The sequence below is a fragment of the Nocardioides sp. Soil_C_8 genome (assembly GCF_057656315.1).
The window spans coordinates 518,681-540,809 of the sequence record NZ_JBDGKQ010000003.1 but is presented as its reverse complement, the minus strand read 5'-3'; the positions used below and the strand labels follow the sequence as shown (position 1 = coordinate 540,809).

The following is a 22,129-nucleotide window of genomic DNA, read 5'->3' as shown; positions in this document are numbered from 1 at the left end:
CGTTCACCATGTGATCGGGCGGTCAGCGCGACAGCGGGGTCCCGCACACGTCGAGCGCGTGCTGCTCGACAGCGGCCATCGCCTCGACGGTCCGCTGCGCCCCGACGGCGCGGGCGGCCGCCTCGATGTCCTCGCGCGCGTCGGGGTCGAGCCCGGCCGGAGGCTTGTCGGCCCGGTACGTCGACGGGTCGACGTCGTGGGCGTCGAGCGCCTCCTCGAGGGCTCGCAGCGGCCGCACGACGGCCGACCACTCGTCGGCGATGTCGCGGGGCGCCTGCTCGGCGAGCTCCTCGTAGTCGTCCAGCGCGTCGAACACCGCGCCCGCGTCGTCGGAGGCGGCGACGTCGCTGAGGTCGGCCTGGTGGTCCTCGACCGCCGCGCAGTAGTCGTCCTGGGGCTCGCTGGTGCAACCGGTCACCGCGAGGCCGGTCGCGCAGGCCACGGCGAGGAGGACTGCCGGGCCGCGGAGCTTCACGCCCCCAAGCCTCGCACGGCGTCGTTGCCGCGCAGGGCGGCGTCACGGAGCGCTCCCACGTCGGGCCCGGCGCGCAGCACGTCGCGCGAGGAGCTGGGCAGCGCCCACCGGGCGGCCGAGCCGAAGATGCGCGCCATGTCGTCGACCGTGCCGCCCTGGGCGCCGTAGCCCGGCACGAGGAGTGGTCCGTTGACGTCGAGGTCCTCGTCGGTGTCGCCGATCGTGGCGCCCACGACCGCCCCGAATGACCCGACCGGCTCCGCCCCCGCATTGGCGACACGCAGGTGCGCGAGCACCGTCCCGGCGACCGTGCTGTCACCGGTGCGGGCGTGCTGCACCTCGGGGCCCTCCTTGTTCGAGGTCAGGGCGAGGACGAACAGCCCGCCGCCGTGGCGGCGGCACGCCTCGACCATCGGGTCGAGCGAGCCGAAGCCCAGGTAGGGGCTCGCGGTCACCGCGTCGGAGCCGAGCGGGGAGCTGGGGTCGAGGTAGGCGTCGGCGTAGGCCTGGCTGGTGGAGCCGATGTCGCCCCGCTTGGCGTCCATCAGCACCAGTGCCCCCGCGGCACGCGACTCCGCCACCACCCGCTCGAGGACGGCGACGCCGCGGCTGCCGAAGCGCTCGTAGAACGCGCTCTGCGGCTTCACGACGCCGACGACCGGCGCGACCGCCTCGACCACGGTGAGCGCGAACCTCTCGAGCGAGGCCACGTCGTCGGCCAGGCCCCACTCGTGCAGCAGCGCCGCGTGCGGGTCGATGCCGACGCAGAAGCGCCCGCGCTCCTCGATCGCATGGGCGAGGCGGGTGCCGAAGGGGGTCATGCGTCCTCCTGGTGGTGTCTGGGCGAGAGCGCGGACCGCAGCCGGGCCACGGTGGTCGGGTCGTGCAGCAGTGCGGTGCCGACCTGGACGGCGCTCGCGCCGGCGTCGAGGTAGGCGTTGGCGGACCGGACGTCGTGCACGCCGCCGCACCCGATGGTGGGCACGTCGGGCAGGACCCGGTGCACCTCGGCGACGCAGCGCAGCGCGACCGGGGCGACGGCGGGGCCGCTGAGGCCGCCGGCCCGTCCGTCGGGGAACGCGGCGGGTACGGCGTTGCCGACGACGACCGCGGTCGCTCCGGCCTCGTGGCACGAGCGTGCGCCCTCGACGATCCGCGAGACGTCGGGGCGCAGCTTGGCCAGGACCGGCCGGTCGGTGGGGAACTCGCGGCGCACGGCCGCGATGACGCTGGCCGAGTGGTAGGGCTCGCGGACCTCGAACAGGCCGGCGCCCACCTCGTCGGGGGCACCGACGTTGACCTCGAGCCCGGCGACGCCCGGCGCGCGGCTGAGGCGGCGCGCGAGGTCGGCGTACTCCCCCATCGTGGAGCCGGCGATCGAGACGAAGACGCGTGCGCCGGCGCGCACCAGCCAGGGCAGCTCGGTGGCGAGGAAGTGCTCGAGCCCGGGGTTGGGCAGGCCGACGGCGTTGACCAGGCCGCCGGGCACCTCCACGACGCGTGGCCCGGGACCGCCGGCGCGGGCGTCGAGGGTGATCGAGCGGGTGACGAGGTCGAGGCCGGCCAGCCCGTCGGGACCGGCGTACGGCTCGAGCTCGCGACCGGTGCCGCCGCACCCGGCAGCGACCATGACGGGGCCGGGCAGCTGCGCGCTCACCGTGCCTGCCCTCCGTCGTGCAGTGCGTCCCACCGGATCCGGTCGCCGCGCACGACGGGACCCTCGGCGCAGGCCCGGACGACCCGCTCCACGCCGTCCTCACCGACGACGGGCAGGGGGCACCCGTGGCAGAGGCCGGTGCCGCACGGCGTCGGGGTCTCCACCGCGACCTGGCTCCATGCGCCCGCGCGCTCGGCCGCCGCGGCCGCGCTGCGGAGCACGGCCTGGGGGCCGGCCGCGTAGACGACGTCGGCGTCGCTGCGCCGGACGAGGTCGTCGACGTGGTCGGCGACGCTCCCGCGCTGCCCGACGGACCCGTCGGCGGTGAGGACGGTGACCGACCGGGCCGAACGCCGTGCCTCCAGCGCGGACAGCAGGCGCGCCTCGTCGGGCGCGGAGACGACCAGGGAGACGGCGCAGCCGCGCTCGCGGAGACGCTCGGCGAGCGGGAAGAGCGGGGCCGCGGCGTAGCCCTCCCCGACGAGCAGGCACGACACGGCGTCCTTGGGCAGCGCGAACGGGCGGCCGAGCGGACCGGTGATCGCGATCCGAGCGCCGACCGGCTGGGCGACGAGCCACTCGGTGCCGCTCCCCCGCGCCTCGACGACGACGTCGAGCGTGGGACCGAACGCGCTGGACGCCCGGACCCGGTGCACCCACAGCGCTCGTCGCGCCACGTGCCCCGCCACGCTGACCGCGACGAAGTTGCCCGCCCGGAACCGCTCTGGGACGCCCGGCGCGGTGAGGGTCAGGTGGCGGTAGCCGCCCACGCGCTTGGTGGCCACCACCTCGCCGTCGACGTGCACGCTCGGGTGCACGTGGGGGCGCACGTGGGGGTGGACGGATCCCCGCTCGTCAGCCATCCGTGGCGAGACCTCGCACGATGCGCCGGGGCCAGAGCGGACCCTCGTAGACGAACGCGGTGTAGCCCTGCAGCAGGTCGGCGCCGGCGGCGAGCCGGCGCCGGGCGTCGTCGACGGTGGTGATGCCACCGACGCCGACCAGCGTGAGGTCGGGACCGACGCGGTCGCGCAGCAGGCGTACGACGTCCTCCGAGCGCGGGGTGAGCGGCCGTCCGCTCAGGCCGCCGGCCCCGACCTCCTCGACCTGGGGCACCGGGGTCGCGAGCCCGTCGCGGCTGATGGTCGTGTTGGTGGCGATGATCCCGTCGAGCCCGGTGGCGAGCGCGAGGTCGGCGACGGCGAGCACGTCGTCGTCGCTGAGGTCGGGGGCGATCTTCACCAGCAGCGGCACCCGGTCGTCGGGGCGCACGTCGTCGGCGCGCCGGCGGACGGCTGCCAGGATCGGCTCGAGCTTCTCCACGGCCTGGAGGTCGCGCAGGCCGGGCGTGTTGGGCGAGGAGACGTTGACGACGAGGTAGTCGGCGAAGGGGGCGAGCAACCCGGCCGACTTCTCGTAGTCACGGGCTGCCTCGTCCTCGGGCACGACCTTGGTCTTGCCGATGTTGACTCCGAGGATCGTCGACCCGCCTCCGGCGCGCCAGTCCGCGAGCCGCCGGGCGACCACCTCGGCACCGTCGTTGTTGAAGCCCATCCGGTTGACGATCGCCCGGTCGTCGGTGAGCCGGAACAACCGCGGCTGCGGGTTGCCCGGCTGCGCCTCGCCGGTGACCGTCCCGATCTCGACGTGACCGAACCCGAGGGCGGCCAGCCCGTCGATCCCGACGGCGTTCTTGTCGAAGCCGGCGGCGAGGCCGAGCGGGTGCGGGAACGTCAGCCCGAGTGCCCGCACCGGCGCCGACGGCAGCCGGACCGCCCGCGCCGTGACGTGTGCGGCCGCCCGGATCGCCCGGAACGCCGCGTGGTGGATGCGCTCGGGGTCGACCCGGGTCAGCGCCTGCTCGAAGAGGACGTCGTAGGGCCGCACCGTCAGGAGTCCCCGCCGGTGCTCGCGAGCGCCGCCCAGTCCTGCAGCGAGCGGACGCCGATGTCGCCGCGGCGCATCGCCTCCAGTCCCTGCACCGCGGCCCCGAGGCCCTGGATGGTGGTGATGCACGGGATGTCGGTGAGCACCGCGGCCGTGCGGATGTCGTAGCCGTCGGCGCGCGGCGACCCGCCGCTGGTGGCTCCGTGGGGCGTGTTGATCACCAGGTCGACCTCGCGGTCGCGGATCAGCCCGACGATCGTGCGCTCGCCGCCCGGGCCCTCGCCCTCGGACTGCTTGCGCACCACCGTGGCCTCGACGCCGTTGCGGCGCAGCACCTCGGCGGTGCCAGCGGTCGCGAGGATCTCGAAGCCCATGTCGGCGATCTGCTTGACCGGGAAGATCATGTGCCGCTTGTCGCGGTTGGCGACGGACACGAAGACCTTGCCCGACAGCGGCAGCGACCCGTAGGCCGCGGCCTGCGCCTTGGCGAAGGCGGTGCCGAAGAAGGCGTCGAAGCCCATCACCTCGCCGGTCGAGCGCATCTCGGGGCCGAGCAGCGCGTCGACGGTGCGGCCGTCGGAGGTCTTGAAGCGGTCGAAGGGCATGACCGCCTCCTTGACCGCGATCGGTGAGCCGTCGGGCAGGTGCCCGCCGTCGCCCTCCGCGGGCAGCACGCCGGCGGAGCGCAGGTCGGCGATCGACTCCCCCAGCATGACCCGCGCCGCGGCCTTGGCCAGCGGCGTGGCGGTGGCCTTGGACACGAACGGCACCGTCCGCGACGCGCGCGGGTTGGCCTCGAGGACGTAGAGCACGTCCGAGGCGAGCGCGAACTGGATGTTGAGCAGCCCCCGCACCCCGAGCCCGCGGGCGATGGCTTCGGTGGAGCGGCGGATCCGGTCGATCTCCTCGCGGCCCAGCGTGATCGGCGGCAGCGCGCACGAGGAGTCGCCGGAGTGGATGCCGGCCTCCTCGATGTGCTCCATCACGCCGCCGAGGAAGAGCTCCTCGCCGTCGAACAGCGCGTCGACGTCGATCTCCACCGCGTCGTCGAGGAAGCGGTCCACCAGCACCGGCTGGCGCTCGTTGATGAGCCCGTTGGCGACGTAGCGCTCGAGGTAGTGCTCGAGGGCGGCGTCGTCGTAGACGATCTCCATGCCGCGCCCGCCGAGGACGTAGGACGGCCGCACGAGCACGGGGTAGCCGATCTCGTGGGCGATCCGCTGCGCCTGGGGGTACGACGTCGCGGTGCCGTGCTTGGGCGCCGGGAGGCCGGCGTCGGCGAGGACCCGGCCGAAGGCGCCGCGCTCCTCCGCGAGGTGGATCGCCTCCGGGGTGGTGCCGACGATCGGCACGCCGGCGTCGGCGAGGCCCTGCGCGAGGCCGAGCGGTGTCTGCCCGCCGAGCTGGCACACGACACCGGCCACCGGGCCGGCCTGCTGCTCGGCGTGGACGATCTCGAGGACGTCCTCCAGCGTGAGCGGCTCGAAGTAGAGCCGGTCGGAGGTGTCGTAGTCGGTGCTCACCGTCTCCGGGTTGCAGTTGACCATGATCGTCTCGTAGCCGGCCTCCGCCAGCGCCAGCGAGGCGTGCACGCAGCTGTAGTCGAACTCGATGCCCTGGCCGATGCGGTTGGGCCCGGAGCCGAGGATGATGACGGCCTCCTTGCCCTCGGCGCGGGGCTGCACCTCGGTCTCCTCGTCGTAGGACGAGTAGTGGTACGGCGTGCGCGCGGCGAACTCGGCGGCGCAGGTGTCGACGGTCTTGAAGACCGGCCGGATGCCGAGGGCGTGCCGGACGCCGCGGACGACGTCGGCGGACAGGCCGCGGATCTTGCCGACCTGCTCGTCGGAGAAGCCGTGCCGCTTGGCGAGGCGCAGCAGGTCCGGGGTCAGCTCGGTCGCCTCGATGAGCTGCACGGCGACCTCGTTGATCAGCGCGAGCTGGTCGACGAACCACGGGTCGATGGCGGTCGCGTCGAAGATCTCCTCCGGCGTCGCGCCGGCCCGGATCGCGTCCATGACCTTCTTGAGCCGGCCGTCGTGCGGGACCTTGATCTCCTCGAGCAGCGACGCCTTGTCGAGCTCGACGTACTCCTTGTGCCAGTCGAACGGCGCGTGCTTGCTCTCCAGCGAGCGCAGCGACTTCTGCAGCGCCTCGGTGAAGCTGCGGCCGATCGCCATCGCCTCGCCGACCGACTTCATGTGGGTGGTGAGCGTCGGATCGGCCTCGGGGAACTTCTCGAAGGCGAACCGCGGCACCTTGACCACGACGTAGTCGAGCGTCGGCTCGAAGGAGGCGGGCGTCTCCTCGGTGATGTCGTTCTGGATCTCGTCGAGGGTGTAGCCGATCGCCACCTTGGCCGCGATCTTGGCGATCGGGAAGCCGGTGGCCTTCGACGCGAGGGCGGAGGACCGCGAGACGCGCGGGTTCATCTCGATGACGATGAGGCGCCCGTCGGCCGGGTTGACGGCGTACTGGATGTTGCAGCCACCGGTGTCGACCCCGACGGCGCGGATGATGCCGATCGCGAGGTCGCGCATCTTCTGGTACTCGCGGTCGGTCAGCGTCATGGCCGGCGCGACCGTGATCGAGTCGCCCGTGTGGACGCCCATCGGGTCGAGGTTCTCGATCGAGCAGACGATCACGCTGTTGTCGGCGCGGTCACGCATCACCTCGAGCTCGTACTCCTTCCAGCCGAGGATGGACTCCTCGAGGAGCACCTCGGTGGTCGGGCTGGCGTCGAGCCCCGCGCCGCCGATGCGGCGCAGGTCGGCCTCGTCGTAGGCCATGCCGGACCCGGTGCCGCCCATCGTGAAGGACGGGCGGACCACCATCGGGTAGCCGAGGTCGTCGGCGGCGGCGAGCAGGTCGTCCACCGAGTGGCAGATGACGCTGCGGGCGGACTCCCCACCGAGCTGCTCGACGATCTTCTTGAACTGCTGGCGGTTCTCACCGCGCTCGATCGCCTCGATGGACGCGCCGATCAGCTCGACGCCGTACTTGTCGAGGACCCCGGCCTTGTCGAGGGCCATCGCGCAGTTGAGCGCGGTCTGGCCACCCAGGGTGGCGAGCAGCGCGTCGGGGCGCTCCTTGGCGATGACCTTCTCGACGTAGTCGGGCGTGATCGGCTCGACGTAGGTCGCGTCGGCGAACTCGGGGTCGGTCATGATCGTGGCCGGGTTGGAGTTCACCAGGACGACCCGCAGGCCCTCCTGCCGCAGCACCCGGCACGCCTGGGTGCCGGAGTAGTCGAACTCGCAGGCCTGGCCGATGATGATCGGCCCGGAGCCGATGACCAGGACGCTCTGGATGTCGGTGCGCTTCGGCATCTCAGGCCTTCCCTTCCATCAGCGCGGTGAAGCGGTCGAAGAGGTACGCCGCGTCGTGGGGGCCGGCGGCCGCCTCGGGGTGGTACTGGACGGAGAAGCTGGTGAGCCGGCCGTCGGGGTCCCGCAGCTCGAGCCCCTCGACGACGTCGTCGTTGAGGCACACGTGGCTGACGGTCACCTGGCCGAACTCGGTCGTGGTGGATCCCTCGAGCGGTGCGTCGACGGCGAAGCCGTGGTTGTGGGCGGTGACCTCGACCTTGCCGGTGGTGCGGTCCATCACCGGCTGGTTGATGCCGCGGTGGCCGTACTTCAGCTTGTAGGTGCCGAAGCCGAGCGCCCGGCCGAAGAGCTGGTTGCCGAAGCAGATGCCGAAGTAGGGGATGCCGGCGCGCAGCGCGTCCTGCAGCAGCTGCACCTGCCCTGTGGTGGCCGCGGGGTCGCCGGGTCCGTTGGAGAAGAACAGCCCGTCGGGGCCGACCGCCCGGACGTCCTCGATGCTCGCCGTGGCCGGGAGCACGTGCACCTCGATGCCGCGCTCGCTCATCATCCGCGGGGTGTTCGACTTGATGCCCAGGTCGACGGCGGCGACGGTGAAGCGCTTCGGGCCGACCGCGGGGACGACGTAGGCCTCCTGCGTGGACACGGCCTCGCTCAGGTTGGCGCCGGCCATCTCGCCCGACTCCAGCACCCGGTCCAGCAGGCGCTGGGGGTCGGTCTCGGTCGTGGAGATGCCGACACGCATCGCACCGCGCTCGCGCAGGTGGCGGGTCAGTGCGCGGGTGTCCACTCCGCTGATGCCCACGACACCCTGGTCGCGCAGGTCGTCGTCGAGGCTGCGCACGCTGCGCCAGCTGGACGGCACGCGGGCCGGGTCGCGCACGACGTAGCCGGCGACCCAGATCCGCGAGGACTCGGTGTCCTCGTCGTTCATGCCGGTGTTGCCGACGTGGGGGGCCGTCATCACGACGACCTGGCGGTGGTAGCTGGGGTCGGTCAACGTCTCCTGGTAGCCGGACATGCCGGTGGAGAAGACCGCCTCGCCGAAGGTCTCGCCCTCGGCCCCGAACGACTCACCGCGAAAGGTGCGCCCGTCCTCGAGGACCAGGAGCGCTGCGGTCTGATTCGACGTCTGATTCTCGGCAGGCAGAGCCATGCCGTACCTCCTTCTCCGCCTCACGGGACGGATCGTTAAAGGATGTTCGAGCCGTCGCCGACCCTACCAGCGCCGGCGCTCCCGGCCGGCATCGCGTCGGCCTGTCGAGACAGCACCGCCGCACCGCCTCACCACGGCGTGAGCGTCAGCTCCGGCCCGTCCCAGCGGCGCCGCAGCCAGCGGTCGTGGGAGGCGAGGACGACGCCTCCCGGCGCGGTCGCGAGCGCCTCCTCCAGCTCTCCGGCGAGCGCGAGCGAGACGTGGTTGGTGGGCTCGTCGAGCAGCAGGAGGTCGGGCGCGGCGGCGATAGCGACTGCCAGGCCGAGCCGTCGCCGCTGGCCGACCGACAGGCTGCCGACGGGCGTGCGGTGGTCCCGCGGGTGCAGCAGGCCCAGGTCCCGCAGCGCGGGGGCGTCGGGCAGGTGCCGCACCGCGTCGTCGTACGTCGCCAGCGCGGAGCGGGTGCGGTCGGGCACCTCCGGGTCCTGGGTGAGCTCGCGGACGGTACGGGCCGGGACGACGACCGTGCCGCCCGTGGGCGCCACGCGCCCGGACAGGACGCCGAGCAGGGTGGACTTGCCCGACCCGTTGGCACCGGTCAGCAGCAGGTGGTCCCCCGCGGCCAGGTCGAGCCGCTCGACGCGCACCCGGTCCGCCACCTCGAGGTCACGGACCTGCACCAGGCGCCCGGTCGCCGGTGAGGTCAGGTCGCCGCGGAAGGTGAGCGGAGCCGGCGGCTTGCGGACCTGGTCGCGCTCGGCGACCTCGAGCCGGCGCTGCGCGTCCTTCTTGCGGCGGGCGAGCGTCTGGTCCACCCGCCCGCCCTTGAAGGAGTAGATGTACTTGTCGCCGTCCGTGGGACCCCTGTCGTGCGCGATCGCCGACGTCCCGATGCGGGTGGCGTCGCGGAGCCGGGCGATCTCCTCCTGCTGGGCGGCGAAGGTCTCCTCCCAACGCCGACGGGCATCGGCGCGGGCAGCCTCGTAGTCCGACCACCCACCACCGAAGCGGCGGCCACCCTGGCCGTCGGTGCCCAGCTCCCCGGCGTCCAGGTCGACCAGGTCGGTGCACACGTCGTCGAGCAGCACCCGGTCGTGGCTGGCCAGCACGACGACCCCGGGCAGCTCGCGGAGGAACCCGGTGAGGACGTCGATGGCGTCGTCGTCGAGGTGGTTGGTCGGCTCGTCGAGCAGCAGGCAGGCCGGGCGGGTGGTCATGATCGTCGCGAGCGCGAGCCGGGTGCGCTGGCCGCCCGAGAGGGTGCCGACGACCCGGTCGGACCCGAGCTCGGCGAGCCCGAGCCGGGCCGCCGCGACCTCGGCGCGACGGTCGGCGTCCCACGCGTCGTGGACGAGGGCCGCCTCGAGCGCCCGCTCGTACGCCGTGTCACCCTCGGGTGTGCCGACATGGGCGGCGAGCCGCTCGACGTCGGCGACGGCCGTCCGCAGGGGTGCGAGCGTCATGGCGAGCACGTCGGCGACGGTGGCGGTGTCAGGGAACGGCGGCTCCTGGCCGAGCAGCACCAGGTCGTGGGGAGCGGTGACCGTCCCGGCAACGCGCGCCCGGGCCGGGAGCCGCCCCGCGACCGCGCGAAGGAGCGTCGACTTGCCGACTCCATTCTCGCCGACGAGGCCGATGCGGCGGCCCGGCTGGGCGAGCAGGTCGACCCCGGACAGGACCGTGCGGTCGGGATAGGTCACCGACAGCCCCGAGACGACGAGAGGTGCGAGGCCGGACGAGGTGGTGGCGCCGGGGAGGGCGGCTGACGACGAGTGGGAGGCAGGCATGCGGAGGTCCTTCGACAGGGTCTGGGAGGACTCGCCGGGCCTCGGGCGCACTGGTGCGCCGCCGCGGACGCGAGTCGGGTCAGTCCTGGATCCACATGATGACCAAGAGCCTACGTGGTCCGGGCCGGAAGGCCCACCGATTAACCGACGGCGGCTGCCACGCTGGGGCCATGGGTGGTCGCATGCGCGTCGTCGAGGTCGAGCGGGCCGTCCGCGAGGTGCACGAGCACTGCGGGTCCCTCGATCGGCCCCGGGTCGTGGCCAGCGGCAACTTCGCCACCCCGGTGGCGCTGCTCGCCCCGCTGCTGGCGGAGCTCGCGGCTGCACGCCTGCACGTGCTCAACGCCCAGCACGACCTCCCGCTGCACGACGGCATCGCGCCGGAGACGACGTTCGTCGGGCCCGGTTTCCGCCGTCACCCCCGGCTGGCGTACGTCCCCTGTCGGCTGTCGATGGTGCCGCGGCTCTTCCGGAGCGAGGTGCGCTCGTAGTCGCGCAGCTCAACCCGCGGATGCCGTGGACCTTCGGCGACGCAGTGCTCCCGATCGACGCCGTCGACCTCGGGGTCGAGGTCGACGCTCCGCTGACCACCCACGTCGCCCGTCCGCCGAGCGACGAGGCGCGGCTGATCGGCGCCCGCGTGGCCGCCGAGATCGGCGACGGGGCGACCCTCCAGGCCGGCATCGGGGAGGTGCCCGACGCCACGATCGGCGGCGTCCTCGAACGCCGCGGGTTGAAGGTGCGGACGGAGATGTTCAGCGACGGGGTGCTCGTGCTGGAGCAGGCCGGTGCGCTCGACCGCGGCACCCCGGTGCGTACGTCGTTCGTGTTCGGCAGCCAGGAGCTCTACGACTGGGTCGGCGACAACCCACGTGTGCGGATGCTGCGCACGGAGACCACCAACTCCCCCGCCGCGATCGCCCAGCAGCCGGCGATGACGTCGATCAACACGGCGCTGCAGGTCGACCTGTTCGACCAGGCCAACGCGTCGCGGATCGGCACCCGGATCTACAGCGGGTTCGGCGGCCAGACCGACTTCACCGTGGGCGCCAGCCACTCGCCCGGCGGCCGGGCGTTCATGGCCCTGCGCAGCTGGCACCCGCGCGCCGACGTCTCGACGATCGTGCCGCTGGTCGACGAGCCGGTGACGTCGTTCCAGCACGGCGCGGTGGTCACCGAGCAGGGCATCGCCTGGATGTGGGGTCGCAGCGAGCGCGAGCAGGCGCGCAACCTGATCGAGCACGCCGCCCACCCGCGGGTCCGCGACGACCTCCGGGAGGAGGCGCGCGGGCTCGGGCTGGCGTGATCGTGCGTCGTCAGGCGACGAAGACGCAGAAGATGTGGCCCTCGGGGCTGGCGTAGGCCCGGAGCGGCTCCTCGGGGTCGTCGGTCCGGTCGAATCGGAGCTCGCCGCCCAGCTCGAGGACCAGGTCGTGCACGGCGTCCAGCGCGGACCGCGACGGGACGGTGGTGTCGAGGTGCGACACCGACGGGTGCCCGGGCTCGGGCCACCGGCTCGGCGGAAGCTCCTCGACCTGCTGCACCGCCAGGGCACGCCTACCGTCCGGGTGGGTGAGCACCAGCCAGTCCTTGTCGTCGTCGTCGCCGTCGGCGCCCTCGTCCGGCGCCTCGTCGCCCGGGCGGTAGACCAGCCCGAGCAGCATCCGCCAGAACTCCGCCTCACGGCGCACGTCACGCGCGTCGAGGACGGTGTGCAGCAGCTGCGGGACGGCCGGCGGGAAGTCGGCGGGATGGGCGTGGCCGGCTGGAGGGGTGACCATCACCCGACCCTACGGCGTGTGAGGATCACGTCATGAGCGCTCGACCCGAGTGGATCCAGGTCTTCCTCGACACCCCCGCGGGCTCCTTCGCGGAGGCTGTCGCGTTCTGGTCGGCCGTCACCGGCTGGACGCCGTCCGAGCGACGCGGCGAGGACGGTCAGTTCCTCACGCTGCTACCACCGGCAGGTGCGTCGTACCTCAAGCTGCAGGCCGTCGACGGGCCGGCAGGCGTGCACCTCGACCTCGACTCGGGCGACCGTCCGGCCACGGTCGAGCGGGCCCGCGACCTCGGCGCGACGTCCGCCTGGACCTACCACGACGTCGAGGTGATGCGCTCGCCCGGCGGCCTCGTCTTCTGCCACACGCTGCTCGACGGCGAACCGAGCCTGGTCCGCGACGGGGCGACCCTCCTCGACCAGGTGTGCATCGACATCCCAGCCGCCCACTGGGAGTCCGAGGTGGCCTTCTGGGCTGCGCTGACGGGCCGCGGTCCGCAGGTCGGCAGCCTCCCTGAGTTCACCCTGTTGGTCGAGAACGGGCGGCCGCGGATCCTGCTCCAGCGCCTCGACGAGCCCGACGCTCCGGTCCGGGCGCACCCCGACCTCGCCACCGCCGACCGGGAGGCCGACACCGCCCTCCACGTCGGGCTGGGCGCGGAGGTCGTGTCGATCAACGCGTTCTGGACCGTGCTGACCGCACCGGGCGGCCAGGTCTACTGCCTGACCGACCGCGACCCGGCCACCGGTCGCGCCGGCGGCGTGTGACCGACCCCACCGCCCACTCGAGCCCCACCGTGCGTACTGTCGGTATGTGACTTCTCGCCACCGCGTCCTGCCCGTCCTCGCGCTCACGGCCGCGCTCGCACCGGCCGCCGCCGTGGCCCCCGCTCACGCCGACGCGCCGGCCCTGCCCGTGCAGTGCGAGATCGGCGCCGAGACGGTGCTGCCGTGGGACGACGTGACCTACGAGCTGCACGGCACGTGCGGCGTGGTCCGGGTCAGCGCCGACCGCGCGACCGTCACCATGCCGGCCGCCACCCGCCTCGTCCTCGAGGGCGCGGGCAACGCGGTGACCGCCAAGCCGCTCCTCGACGTCGAGGTGACCGGGGCCGGCAACAGCCTCACCACGCCGTCCGCGCGGTCCCTCACCGTCACCGGCGCCGGCACCACGGTGACCGTCTCCGGCCTCGTCGAGTCGGTGGAGCTGTCCAGCACCTCGTCGACCCTGACGGCCGACGTCGTGAACGTGGCTCGCCTGCGCGGCGCCGACGCCCTGACTGCTCGCAAGGCCTACCGCACGCGGGTCACCGGCTCGGACAACGTGGTGTCCCTCCGGCGGGCCGACAAGCTCGTGCTCACCGGCGACCGCAACGCCGTCACGGTCTCCCGCGGTCGTACGACGCTCCGCGCCCGCGGCAACGACAACGTCCTCGACCTGCGCCCGCGCCGGCGCCGCTGAGCCGGCTCGTGCCGCCACTCGTCCGCGGGGTGGCGGCACGTCGCATCCAGACGCCCGACAGGCACGTCATCTGCCGCCACTTCCCCCGCGCTGGCCAGTGAGTCTCTGGGCGACTCACTGGCCAGTGCGGACGTACGACGCCTCAGGCGAGCGCGCCGTCGCGCACCGTCACCCGGCCGCCGTACACCGTGTGCACGACCCGCGAGGTCAGGCTGCGCCCGTGCCACGGGTTGTTCCGCGACAGCGACGCCGAGGCGTCCCGGTCGACGGTGATCGCGGCGGAGGGGTCGACGAGGACGACGTGGGCGGGCGAGCCCGCCTCCAGTGGCTGGCCCTGGTCGGGCAGGCCCGCGATCCGGGCAGGAGTCGTCGACATCACGCGCGCGACGTCGGCCCAGGACAGGTCGGGCAGCGCCGTGCGGACGACGCCGAGCGCGGTCTCGATGCCGAGCATCCCGAAGGCTGCGTCGACGAACGCGTGCTCCTTGTCGTGGCGCGCGTGCGGAGCGTGGTCGGTCGCGACCGCGTCGATGGTGCCGTCGGCGAGCGCCTCGCGGAGTGCGTCGACGTCCTCCTGGGGGCGCAGCGGCGGGTTGACCTTGTAGGTCGGGTCGTAGCCGGTCAACAGGTCGGTCGTGAGCAGCAGGTGGTGGGGGGTGACCTCGGCGGTGACGTCGATGCCTTGCCCCTTGGCCCAGCGCAGCACCTCGACCGAGCCGGCGGTGGAGACGTGGGCGACGTGCACCCGCGACCCGGTGTGCCGGGCGAGCATCACGTCGCGAGCGACGATGACCTCCTCGGCGATCCCGGGCCAGCCCGGGAGCCCGAGCCGACCGGACAGCTCACCCTCGTGGCAGCAGGCGCTCGGGCCGGCGAGCGACGGATCCTGCGAGTGCTGGGAGACGACGCCGCCGAAGGCCTTGACGTACTCCAGCGCCCGGCGCATGACCCGCGGGTCGTGGACGCACTTCCCGTCGTCCGAGAACACCTTCACGGCGGCGCGCGAGCGGTGCATCAGCCCCAGCTCGGCGAGCTCCTCGCCCGCCAGGCCTCGCGTCACCGCGCCGACCGGCTGGACGTGCACGAGGCCCGCCTCGCGGCCGAGCTCCCACACCCGGGTGGCGGCCTCGGCGGTGTCGGTCACGGGCGAGGTGTTGGCCATCGCCAGCACGGCCGTGTAGCCGCCGAGCGCGGCGGCCTGCGAGCCGGTCAGGATGGTCTCGGCGTCCTCACGGCCGGGCTCGCGCAGGTGGGTGTGCAGGTCGACGAGGCCGGGCAGGGCCACGAGGCCGTCGGCGTCGATGGTCTCCGCACCGGACGGCGCCTCGTCGACGAGCACGCCCGCGTCGTCGACGTACAGGTCCCGGGTCTGCTCGCCGAGCAGCGAGGGTCCCTTGATCACCAGCGACATCAGGCAATTCCTCCCCGGGTGTCCCCGGCCAGCAGGTGGTAGAGCACGGCCATCCGGATCGCCAGGCCGCTGGAGACCTGCTCCAGCACGACCGACTGGGCCGCGTCGGCGGCGTCGGCCGCGATCTCGAGGCCACGGTTCATCGGTCCCGGGTGGCAGATCGGGACGTCCGGCTTGAGCAGCCCGAGCCGGTCGCGGGTCAGGCCGTAGCCGACGGTGTACTCGCGCGGGCTCGGGAAGAACGCGCCCGACATCCGCTCGCGCTGGACGCGCAGCATCATCACGGCATCGGCCTCCGGCAGCACCGCGTCGATGTCGTACGACGTCTCGAAGCCGGCCGCGGCCGACCAGGCGCCGATGCCGCTCGGCATCAGCGTCGGTGGCGCGACGACGGTCACCCGAGCGCCGAGCCGCGTCAGGCACTGGACGTTGGACCGGAAGACCCGGCTGTGGGTCAGGTCGCCGATGATCGCGACGTGGCGGCCCTCGAGCGAGCCGAGGTGGCGCTGCAGCGTGTAGGCGTCGAGGAGCGCCTGCGTCGGGTGCTCGTGCATCCCGTCGCCGGCGTTGACGACGGCCGCGTCGACCCACTGGCTCACCTGGACGGCGGCGCCGCTGGCCGGGTGGCGGATGACGAGGCCGTCGACGCCCATCGCGCAGACGGTGAGCACGGTGTCCCGCAAGCTCTCGCCCTTGGAGGTGCTGGACCCCTTGGCGCTGACGTTGATGACGTCGGCGGAGAGCCACTTGCCGGCGATCTCGAACGACGACCGGGTGCGGGTGGAGTCCTCGAAGAACATGTTGACGACGGTCCGGCCGCGCAGCGCGGGCAGCTTCTTGACCTCGCGGCTCTGCACGTCGTGCATGTCGGCCGCGGTCTCGAAGAGCTGGTGGATCTCGTCGGTCGAGAGGTCGTCGATGGAGAGCAGGTGCTTCACGAGATCGTCACCTCGTCGGTGCCGTCGACCTCGGCGAGGCGCACGCTGACGCGCTCGGCGAGGGCGCTGGGCAGGTTCTTGCCGACGTGGTCGGCGCGGATGGGCAGCTCACGGTGGCCGCGGTCGACGAGCACCGCCAGGCGTACGGCGCCGGGGCGGCCGAGGTCGGCCAGGGCGTCCAGCGCTGCGCGGATGGTGCGGCCCGAGAACAGCACGTCGTCGACGAGGACGACGACCTTGCCGTCGATGCCGCCGGGCGGCAGCGCCGTCTTGTGCGCGCGTCGGGTGGGCTGCGAGCGCAGGTCGTCGCGGTACATCGTCACGTCGAGCTCGCCGACGGCGACGGGCGTGCCCTCGACGGCGGCGATCTTCTCTGCGACGCGCTTGGCGAGGGGAACGCCGCGGGTGTGCAGCCCGAGCAGCACCAGGTCGGTGGCGCCCTTGTTGCGCTCGAGCAGCTCGTGCGAGATCCGGGTCAGCGCCCGGGAGATGTCACGGGCGTCGAGGACGGTGCGGTCCGCCCTCCCGCTCGCGAGGTCGGACACGGTTTCTTCGGGGGCAGGCATCTGCGCGCCGGACCTCCTTCTCCGCCTCACGGGACGGCTCGTTAAAGGATGTCGATCGGTGGCGACCCTACCGGACCGCCCTGGCGCTCAGCGCTCCAGGATCGCGACGACCCCCTGGCCGCCGGCGGCGCAGATCGAGATGAGCGCACGGCCCCCCGTGCCAGTGGACTCAGCCTTCTGGGCGAGCAGCTTGGCGGCGACGGGGATGATCCGGCCGCCGGTCGCGGCGAACGGGTGCGCGGCCGCGAGCGAGGAGCCGTTGACGTTGAGCTTGTCGCGGTCGATCGACCCGAGCGGCGCGTCGAGGCCGAGGCGCTCCTTGCAGAACACCGGGTCCTCCCAGGCCGCGAGCGTGGACAGCACCTGCGAGGCGAACGCCTCGTGGATCTCGTAGTAGTCGAAGTCCTGGAGCGTGAGGCCGTTGCGCTCCAGCATCCGCGGGACGGCGTACGCCGGCGCCATCAGCAGGCCCTCGTGGCCGTTGACGTAGTCGACCGCCGCCGTCTCGGCGTCGACGAGGTGCGCGAGCACGGGAAGTCCGCGCTCCTGGGCCCACTCGTCGCTGGACAGCAGCACCGCGGACGCTCCGTCGGAGAGCGGCGTGCTGTTGCCGGCGGTCATCGTCGCGGCCGCCCCCTTGCCGAAGACCGGATTGAGGGTCGCGAGCTTCTCGACCGTCGAGTCGGGGCGCAAGTTGTTGTCGCGCTCGACACCGCGGAACGGCGTGACCAGGTCGTCGTGGAAGCCCTCCTCGTAGGAGCGGGCGAGGTTGTGGTGCGAGCGGGCGGCCAGCTCGTCCTGCGCCTCGCGCGTGATCCGCCACTCCAGCGCGGTCAGTGCGGCGTGCTCACCCATGGAGAGCCTGGTCCGGGGCTCGCCGTTCTGCGGGATGTCGAGGCCGATGTCGCCGGGCCGGATGGCGCCGAGCGCCTTGAGCCGCGACGCGGTGTCCTTGGCCGAGTTGACCCTCATCAGCTTCCGGCGCAGCTTGTCGCTGATCGCGACCGGGGCGTCGGAGGTGGTGTCGGTGCCGCCGGCGACGCCGGCGTCGATGACACCGAGCGCGATCTTGCCGGCCACCTGGATCGCCGCTTGCAGGCCGGTGCCGCAGGCCTGCTGGATGTCGGTCGCGGGGGTCTCCGGCGCGAGCCGCGAGCCGAGCACGCACTCCCGGGTCAGGTTGAAGTCGCGCGAGTGCTTGAGCACCGCACCGGCCACGACCTCCCCGAGCCGCTCTCCCCGCAGGTCGAACCGGTCGACGAGCCCGTCGATCGCGGCGGTCAGCATCTCCTGGTTGGAGACGCCGGCGTAGACGGTGTTGGACCGGGCGAAGGGGATGCGGTTGCCGCCGACGACGGCGACCGGACGGGTGGTGGGCTGCATGTTCCTATCCTTGCCGGAGAGTCGCCCCCGGCCAACGGCGTGAGGGGCACGTCACGAAAAGTGGACTCAGAGTTACAGCACGCGTTACACATCGACAAGACCGTCCCGTCCCCACCCCGTCCCCGTCGAACGAAGAGGGAACACCGCGACCATGAGCGACCGCTACCAGGGCTTCGTGTCCACCCCGATCGGCAAGCTGCTCGTCAAGAACCTCGGCCTGCCCAACCCGACCCCGCTCGAGCGCTGGTCCGTCGGCTCCCCGCTGGTGGACGGGCTCGTGGTGCTCGGCGGCGAGGGTCGCCTCGCCGAGACCCTCCCGACCACCCTGGACGGCCTCGGCATCGCCTCGGCCACCACCCTGGAGGAGGGCGTCCGCGCCAAGGCCCTGGTCTTCGACGCCACCGGCATCACCGACACCGCCGGCCTCGTCGCCCTGCAGCAGTTCTTCACCCCGCTCATGCGCCGCCTCGAGACCTGCCCCCGGGTCGTCGTGATCGGCACGCCGCCGGAGCAGCGCAGCGGCTCCGAGCGGGTCGCCCAGCGCGCGCTCGAGGGCTTCACCCGCTCGCTCGGCAAGGAGATCGGCCGCGGCGGCACGGTCCAGCTCGTGTACGTCGCCCCTGCCGCCGACGGCGCGATCGACTCGACCCTCGCCTTCCTCCTCTCCCCCAAGTCCGCCTATGTCTCCGGACAGGTGGTCCGCATCGGCGCACACGGAGCGGTGACCACCGACGACGTCCCCGACCAGGCTCGTCCCCTGACCGGCAAGATCGCCCTCGTCACCGGCGCCAGCCGCGGCATCGGCGAGGAGATCGCGCGCGTCCTGCACCGCGACGGAGCGACGGTCGTCGGCGTCGACGTGCCGCAGTCCGCCAGCGAGCTCCAGACCCTCATGGAGGAGCTCGACGGCGACCACCTCGTGCTGGACATCACCGCCAAGGACGCCCCGCAGCGCATCGCCCACCACCTCCGCGAGCACCACGGCGGCGTCGACGTCGTCGTGCACAACGCCGGCATCACCCGCGACAAGAAGCTCGCCAACATGGCCGACGACCGCTGGAGCAGCGTCGTCGCCGTGAACCTCACCGCACCCGAGCTGATCACCCGCGAGCTGCTCGACCAGGGAGTCGTGAACGCCGGCGGCCGCATCGTGGGCGTCGCCTCGATCGCCGGCATCGCCGGCAACGTCGGCCAGACCAACTACGCGACCTCCAAGGCCGGCGTCATCGGCCTCGTCGACAGCCTGCGCGACGAGCTCGCCGACGGGATCACCGTCAACGCCGTGGCGCCCGGCTTCATCGTCACCAAGATGACGGCAGCCGTCCCCTTCGCGACGCGGGAGGTCGGCCAGCGCCTCAACGCCATGTCCCAGGGCGGCCTGCCGGTCGACGTCGCCGAGACCATCGCGTGGTTCGCCAGCCCCGGCTCGGGAGCGGTCAACGGCAACACCGTCCGGGTCTGCGGCCAGATGATGCTGGGCGCCTGATGACGACGCCGAAGACCCTCGAGGGCGAGCCGGGCGGGCTGACGACGCTCGTCCGCGCCGCACTGCCGGCGGTGCCGGGCGTCAACCGGCTGCCGGGTGTCCGCAAGGCCGCCGCGGGCGACTTCCCCGGACTCTCCTACTCCCGCGAGGGCGTGGTCGTCGAGCGTTCCCGCGTCGAGGCGTACGCCGCCGTGTGCGGCTTCCCGCGCCGCGACGTCGTACCCGTGCCGTTCCCGCACCTGCTCGCCTTCCCGCTCCACATGGCGGTGATGAGCGACCCGGCCTTCCCCTACACCGCCATCGGCATGGTCCACGTCGAGAACACGATCACGGCGCACCGCGCGATCGCGGTCGGCGAAGCCCTCGACCTCACCACCTCGGTCGCCGCGCCGCGCCCGCACGCCAAGGGCGTGCTCCTCGACTTCGCGACCACGGTGTCCGCCGACGGCGAGACGGCGTGGGAGTCCACGTCCACCTACCTGCGCCGCGGACGGTCGGTCGACGGTGACCCGAGCACCGGCCCTTCCCTGCCCGACCCGCCGGCGGGCGGGGTCGAGTGGCGGCTGCCCGCCGACCTCGGGCGCACGTACGCGGGAGTGTCGGGTGACGCCAACCCGATCCACCTGCACCCGCTGACCGCGAAGGCACTGGGCTTCCCACGCCAGATCGCCCACGGCATGTGGACCCTGGCCCGCTCGGTCGCCGCGATCGAGAACCGGCTTCCCGATGCCGTGACGGTCGAGGTGGCGTTCAGGAAGCCGGTCCTCCTGCCGGGCACCGTCCGCTACGCCGCGCAGCGGCACGAGGGGGGCTGGACGTTCGCGATGACCAGCCCGAAGGACGGCTCGCCGCACCTGCTGGGGCGTACGACGCCCGCCTGACGCTACGAGCGGTCGTCGCGGAGCCGGATCAGGCCCTCCTGGGCGACGGTCGCGACGAGCTCACCCGACTGCGAAAATACCCGGGCGAGCGCGAGGCCGCGGGCGCCGCCCGCGAACGGCGAGAACTGGTCATAGAGCCACCACTCGTCGGCGCGGAACGGCCGGTGGAACCAGATCGTGTGGTCGAGCGACGCGGGCTGGAGGCGCGGCGAGGCGATGTGGATGCCGTGCGGCACCAGCGTGGCGCCCAGCAGCGTGAGGTCGCTGGCGTACGTGAACGCCGCCTGCTGGACGGTCGGATCGGCGGCGAGCTCGCCGTCGACCCTGATCCAGAGGCGGGCGCGGGCCGGCTGCTCGGGGTCCTCCGGGAGCCCCTGGCCGGTGATCCCGACGTACCTGATGTCGAGCGCCGCCCACTCCCGCTCCCAGTGCTCGGCCGCCTCGGGGCCGCGCAAGCGGGCGAGCTCGACGAGCGGCATGCCCTGCTCGGGCGCCGGCACCTCCGGCATCCGGTCCTGGTGCTCGAGGCCCGGCTCGGGGACCTGGAAGTTGGCGGTCATGTAGTAGATCGGCCGACCGTGCTGGCGCGCCGACACGCGCCGGGTCACGAAGGAGCGCCCGTCGCGGATGCGCTCGACGTCGTAGACGATCGGGACAGTCGTGTCGCCCGGGCGCAGGAAGTAGGAGTGCAGGGAGTGCAGGACGAACTCCCCCTCCACGCTGCGGGTCGCGGCGACGACCGCCTGCGCGGCCACCTGGCCGCCGAAGACGCGCTGGCGCTCGGTGCGCGCCTGGGCTCCGCGGTAGAGGTCGACCTCGAGGCGCTCGAGGTCCAGCAGGGTCGCCAGCTCGTCGGCGCTGCCCGCCATCAGCGGCCGTCCCAGCCGCCGGCGTCGTCGCCGTTGTCCTTGGACTGGTCGCGGCCCTGGTCGTCGAGGTCGGCCAGGAACGCCTCGAACGCGCTGCCGATCTCCTCACCCGTCGGCAGCGGCTCGTCGCCGGCGAGCAGGGAGGAACCGCTGGCCTCGGCCTCGCGGAAGGAGTCGTACTGCTGCTCGAGCCCGCGGACGACGTCGCCGACCTCGTCGTGGGTCGAGAGGTAGCGGTCGACCTCGTTCTCGGTGATCTCGGCCGCCTCGCGGAGCTCGCCGAGGTCGATGGTGAGGTGACCGCCGATCTCCAGGTGCTCGAGCAGCACCAGCGCAGCCTGGGGGTACTCCATCTGGGCGAGGTAGTGCGGGATGTGGGCCACGAAGCCCAGGGCGTCGATGCCCCACTCACCCAGCCGGATCTCGAGCAGCGCCTGCGCACTGGCCGGGACCCGCAGCTCGCCCTGCCACGGGCTCTCGCCGGGGACGAGCTCTGGACGGTTTGCGTGCGGGGTGATCGCGATCGGTCTGGTGTGCGGCACGGCCATCGGCACGGCGCCGAGGCTGACGACCCGGTTGACGCTGAAGCGCTCGACCACCTCGCGGACGGCGCGGGCGAACGCCTCCCACTTGATGTCGGGCTCGGGGCCGGCGAGCAGCAGGAACGGCGTGCCGCCGGTGTCGCGCAGCGCCCGGACGACGAGCCGCGGCGCCTCGTAGTCGGTGTAGTGGTCGCGCACGAAGGTGACGGGAGGCCGGCGGGCCCGGTAGTCGTGGAGCGCGTCGACGTCGAAGGTCGCCACCACCTTGCCGTCCGAGAGGTCGGACAGGTGCCGGGCGGCCAGCTCCGCGGACTTGCCCGCGTCGAGGAACCCGGTGAGGACGACGACGAGGCTGAGGTCACCGGCGTCGGCGAGCACCTCGGCGTCGTCGACGATGTGCACGAGTCGGTCGGCCATGCCTCCAGCCTAGTGACTCGCGGTCCGTGACCCGACACACACCCGCCGTGGTGGCAGGCCTTGTTACTCAAGGGTAACGTGAGCGCACCCTGTCCCCCTCAGAGCCTGG

Annotated in this window: 19 protein-coding genes and 1 pseudogene; 5 read left to right on the top strand and 15 right to left on the bottom strand. The window is 73.0% G+C overall.

The annotated features are described in order from the left end of the window. Positions 1–22 precede the first annotated feature (22 nt). The 8 genes from AC3A3L_RS16045 to AC3A3L_RS16010 form a co-directional block, all read right to left on the bottom strand. Positions 23–475, bottom strand: coding sequence for a hypothetical protein (locus AC3A3L_RS16045; protein ID WP_487641037.1), 453 nt, complete (start codon positions 473–475; stop codon positions 23–25). Next, positions 472–1,296, bottom strand: coding sequence for an orotidine-5'-phosphate decarboxylase (gene pyrF / locus AC3A3L_RS16040; protein ID WP_487641036.1), 825 nt, complete (start codon positions 1,294–1,296; stop codon positions 472–474). Before pyrF ends, AC3A3L_RS16045 begins: the two co-directional genes overlap by 4 nt. Continuing rightward, positions 1,293–2,132, bottom strand: a complete 840-nt coding sequence (locus AC3A3L_RS16035) for a nitronate monooxygenase (protein WP_487641035.1) — start codon at positions 2,130–2,132, stop codon at positions 1,293–1,295. The genes pyrF and AC3A3L_RS16035 overlap by 4 nt, the downstream gene beginning before the upstream one ends. Beyond that, positions 2,129–2,995: an iron-sulfur cluster-binding protein gene (locus tag AC3A3L_RS16030; protein WP_487641034.1), complete on the bottom strand. Its 867-nt coding sequence runs from the start codon at positions 2,993–2,995 to the stop codon at positions 2,129–2,131. Before AC3A3L_RS16030 ends, AC3A3L_RS16035 begins: the two co-directional genes overlap by 4 nt. After that, the gene (locus AC3A3L_RS16025; protein ID WP_487641033.1) at positions 2,988–4,019 is read right to left on the bottom strand and encodes a quinone-dependent dihydroorotate dehydrogenase; all 1,032 of its coding nucleotides are present in this window, start codon (positions 4,017–4,019) and stop codon (positions 2,988–2,990) included. Before AC3A3L_RS16025 ends, AC3A3L_RS16030 begins: the two co-directional genes overlap by 8 nt. A gap of 2 nt (positions 4,020–4,021) precedes the next feature. Continuing rightward, positions 4,022–7,348, bottom strand: a complete 3,327-nt coding sequence (carB, locus tag AC3A3L_RS16020; protein ID WP_487641032.1) for a carbamoyl-phosphate synthase large subunit — start codon at positions 7,346–7,348, stop codon at positions 4,022–4,024. A 1-nt stretch (position 7,349) separates the two neighbouring features. After that, entirely contained in the window at positions 7,350–8,501 is a 1,152-nt protein-coding gene (carA, locus tag AC3A3L_RS16015) for a glutamine-hydrolyzing carbamoyl-phosphate synthase small subunit (protein ID WP_487641031.1), read from the bottom strand. A 128-nt stretch (positions 8,502–8,629) separates the two neighbouring features. Further along, positions 8,630–10,288 (bottom strand): ABC-F family ATP-binding cassette domain-containing protein, encoded by a 1,659-nt coding sequence (locus tag AC3A3L_RS16010; RefSeq protein WP_487641030.1) that lies wholly within the window; start codon positions 10,286–10,288, stop codon positions 8,630–8,632. A 182-nt stretch (positions 10,289–10,470) separates the two neighbouring features. Between AC3A3L_RS16010 and AC3A3L_RS16005 the strand changes: the two are divergent. After that, positions 10,471–11,594, top strand: a pseudogene (locus AC3A3L_RS16005) (acetyl-CoA hydrolase/transferase family protein). A 10-nt stretch (positions 11,595–11,604) separates the two neighbouring features. On the opposite strand, the gene AC3A3L_RS16000 reads toward AC3A3L_RS16005, so the two are convergent. After that, positions 11,605–12,069: a VOC family protein gene (locus tag AC3A3L_RS16000; RefSeq protein ID WP_487641029.1), complete on the bottom strand. Its 465-nt coding sequence runs from the start codon at positions 12,067–12,069 to the stop codon at positions 11,605–11,607. 32 nt (positions 12,070–12,101) lie between these two features. Here AC3A3L_RS16000 and AC3A3L_RS15995 point away from each other — a divergent pair, with 32 nt between their 5' ends. Further along, complete coding sequence (locus AC3A3L_RS15995) at positions 12,102–12,833, top strand: VOC family protein (protein ID WP_487641028.1); 732 nt, start codon at positions 12,102–12,104, stop codon at positions 12,831–12,833. Between the two features lie 46 nt (positions 12,834–12,879). Next, positions 12,880–13,527 carry a DUF3060 domain-containing protein gene (locus AC3A3L_RS15990; protein ID WP_487641027.1) on the top strand — a complete coding sequence of 216 codons (648 nt, stop codon included), beginning with the start codon at positions 12,880–12,882 and terminating at the stop codon, positions 13,525–13,527. Positions 13,528–13,669: 142 nt separating this feature from the next. On the opposite strand, the gene AC3A3L_RS15985 is transcribed toward AC3A3L_RS15990, so the two are convergent. The 4 genes from AC3A3L_RS15985 to AC3A3L_RS15970 all read right to left on the bottom strand — a co-directional run bounded on the left by AC3A3L_RS15985 (position 13,670) and on the right by AC3A3L_RS15970 (position 17,825). Beyond that, positions 13,670–14,938: a dihydroorotase gene (locus AC3A3L_RS15985; RefSeq protein ID WP_487641026.1), complete on the bottom strand. Its 1,269-nt coding sequence runs from the start codon at positions 14,936–14,938 to the stop codon at positions 13,670–13,672. Beyond that, positions 14,938–15,876 carry an aspartate carbamoyltransferase catalytic subunit gene (locus tag AC3A3L_RS15980; protein WP_487641025.1) on the bottom strand — a complete coding sequence of 313 codons (939 nt, stop codon included), beginning with the start codon at positions 15,874–15,876 and terminating at the stop codon, positions 14,938–14,940. The genes AC3A3L_RS15985 and AC3A3L_RS15980 overlap by 1 nt, the downstream gene beginning before the upstream one ends. Further along, complete coding sequence (gene pyrR, locus AC3A3L_RS15975) at positions 15,873–16,442, bottom strand: bifunctional pyr operon transcriptional regulator/uracil phosphoribosyltransferase PyrR (protein WP_487641024.1); 570 nt, start codon at positions 16,440–16,442, stop codon at positions 15,873–15,875. Before pyrR ends, AC3A3L_RS15980 begins: the two co-directional genes overlap by 4 nt. Before the next feature lie 87 nt (positions 16,443–16,529). After that, positions 16,530–17,825: an acetyl-CoA C-acetyltransferase gene (locus tag AC3A3L_RS15970; protein ID WP_487641023.1), complete on the bottom strand. Its 1,296-nt coding sequence runs from the start codon at positions 17,823–17,825 to the stop codon at positions 16,530–16,532. Between the two features lie 151 nt (positions 17,826–17,976). Here AC3A3L_RS15970 and AC3A3L_RS15965 point away from each other — a divergent pair, with 151 nt between their 5' ends. Further along, positions 17,977–19,311 carry a 3-oxoacyl-ACP reductase gene (locus AC3A3L_RS15965; protein ID WP_487641022.1) on the top strand — a complete coding sequence of 445 codons (1,335 nt, stop codon included), beginning with the start codon at positions 17,977–17,979 and terminating at the stop codon, positions 19,309–19,311. Further along, complete coding sequence (locus tag AC3A3L_RS15960; protein ID WP_487641021.1) at positions 19,311–20,192, top strand: MaoC/PaaZ C-terminal domain-containing protein; 882 nt, start codon at positions 19,311–19,313, stop codon at positions 20,190–20,192. The genes AC3A3L_RS15965 and AC3A3L_RS15960 overlap by 1 nt, the downstream gene beginning before the upstream one ends. A 2-nt stretch (positions 20,193–20,194) precedes the next feature. Here the strand turns inward: AC3A3L_RS15960 and AC3A3L_RS15955 are convergent, their stop codons facing one another. Continuing rightward, positions 20,195–21,061 carry an acyl-CoA thioesterase gene (locus tag AC3A3L_RS15955; protein ID WP_487641020.1) on the bottom strand — a complete coding sequence of 289 codons (867 nt, stop codon included), beginning with the start codon at positions 21,059–21,061 and terminating at the stop codon, positions 20,195–20,197. Further along, a complete protein-coding gene (locus AC3A3L_RS15950) occupies positions 21,061–22,020 on the bottom strand; it encodes a PAC2 family protein (RefSeq protein ID WP_487641019.1) in 960 nt (319 codons plus the stop codon). Before AC3A3L_RS15950 ends, AC3A3L_RS15955 begins: the two co-directional genes overlap by 1 nt. Positions 22,021–22,129: the final 109 nt, after the last annotated feature.

What these genes read in the sequence shown, in the direction of transcription:
- AC3A3L_RS15985 (WP_487641026.1), bottom strand. Translation starts at nt 14,938, where the DNA reads ATGTCGCTGGTGATCAAGGGACCCTCGCTGCTCGGCGAGCAGACCCGG.
- AC3A3L_RS16000 (WP_487641029.1), bottom strand. Translation starts at nt 12,069, where the DNA reads ATGGTCACCCCTCCAGCCGGCCACGCCCATCCCGCCGACTTCCCGCCG.
- pyrF (WP_487641036.1), bottom strand. Translation starts at nt 1,296, where the DNA reads ATGACCCCCTTCGGCACCCGCCTCGCCCATGCGATCGAGGAGCGCGGG.
- AC3A3L_RS15970 (WP_487641023.1), bottom strand. Translation starts at nt 17,825, where the DNA reads ATGCAGCCCACCACCCGTCCGGTCGCCGTCGTCGGCGGCAACCGCATC.
- AC3A3L_RS16030 (WP_487641034.1), bottom strand. Translation starts at nt 2,995, where the DNA reads ATGGCTGACGAGCGGGGATCCGTCCACCCCCACGTGCGCCCCCACGTG.
- AC3A3L_RS16010 (WP_487641030.1), bottom strand. Translation starts at nt 10,288, where the DNA reads ATGCCTGCCTCCCACTCGTCGTCAGCCGCCCTCCCCGGCGCCACCACC.
- AC3A3L_RS15995 (WP_487641028.1), top strand. Translation starts at nt 12,102, where the DNA reads ATGAGCGCTCGACCCGAGTGGATCCAGGTCTTCCTCGACACCCCCGCG.
- carA (WP_487641031.1), bottom strand. Translation starts at nt 8,501, where the DNA reads ATGGCTCTGCCTGCCGAGAATCAGACGTCGAATCAGACCGCAGCGCTC.
- AC3A3L_RS15960 (WP_487641021.1), top strand. Translation starts at nt 19,311, where the DNA reads ATGACGACGCCGAAGACCCTCGAGGGCGAGCCGGGCGGGCTGACGACG.
- AC3A3L_RS15965 (WP_487641022.1), top strand. Translation starts at nt 17,977, where the DNA reads ATGAGCGACCGCTACCAGGGCTTCGTGTCCACCCCGATCGGCAAGCTG.
- carB (WP_487641032.1), bottom strand. Translation starts at nt 7,348, where the DNA reads ATGCCGAAGCGCACCGACATCCAGAGCGTCCTGGTCATCGGCTCCGGG.
- pyrR (WP_487641024.1), bottom strand. Translation starts at nt 16,442, where the DNA reads ATGCCTGCCCCCGAAGAAACCGTGTCCGACCTCGCGAGCGGGAGGGCG.
- AC3A3L_RS15950 (WP_487641019.1), bottom strand. Translation starts at nt 22,020, where the DNA reads ATGGCCGACCGACTCGTGCACATCGTCGACGACGCCGAGGTGCTCGCC.
- AC3A3L_RS15955 (WP_487641020.1), bottom strand. Translation starts at nt 21,061, where the DNA reads ATGGCGGGCAGCGCCGACGAGCTGGCGACCCTGCTGGACCTCGAGCGC.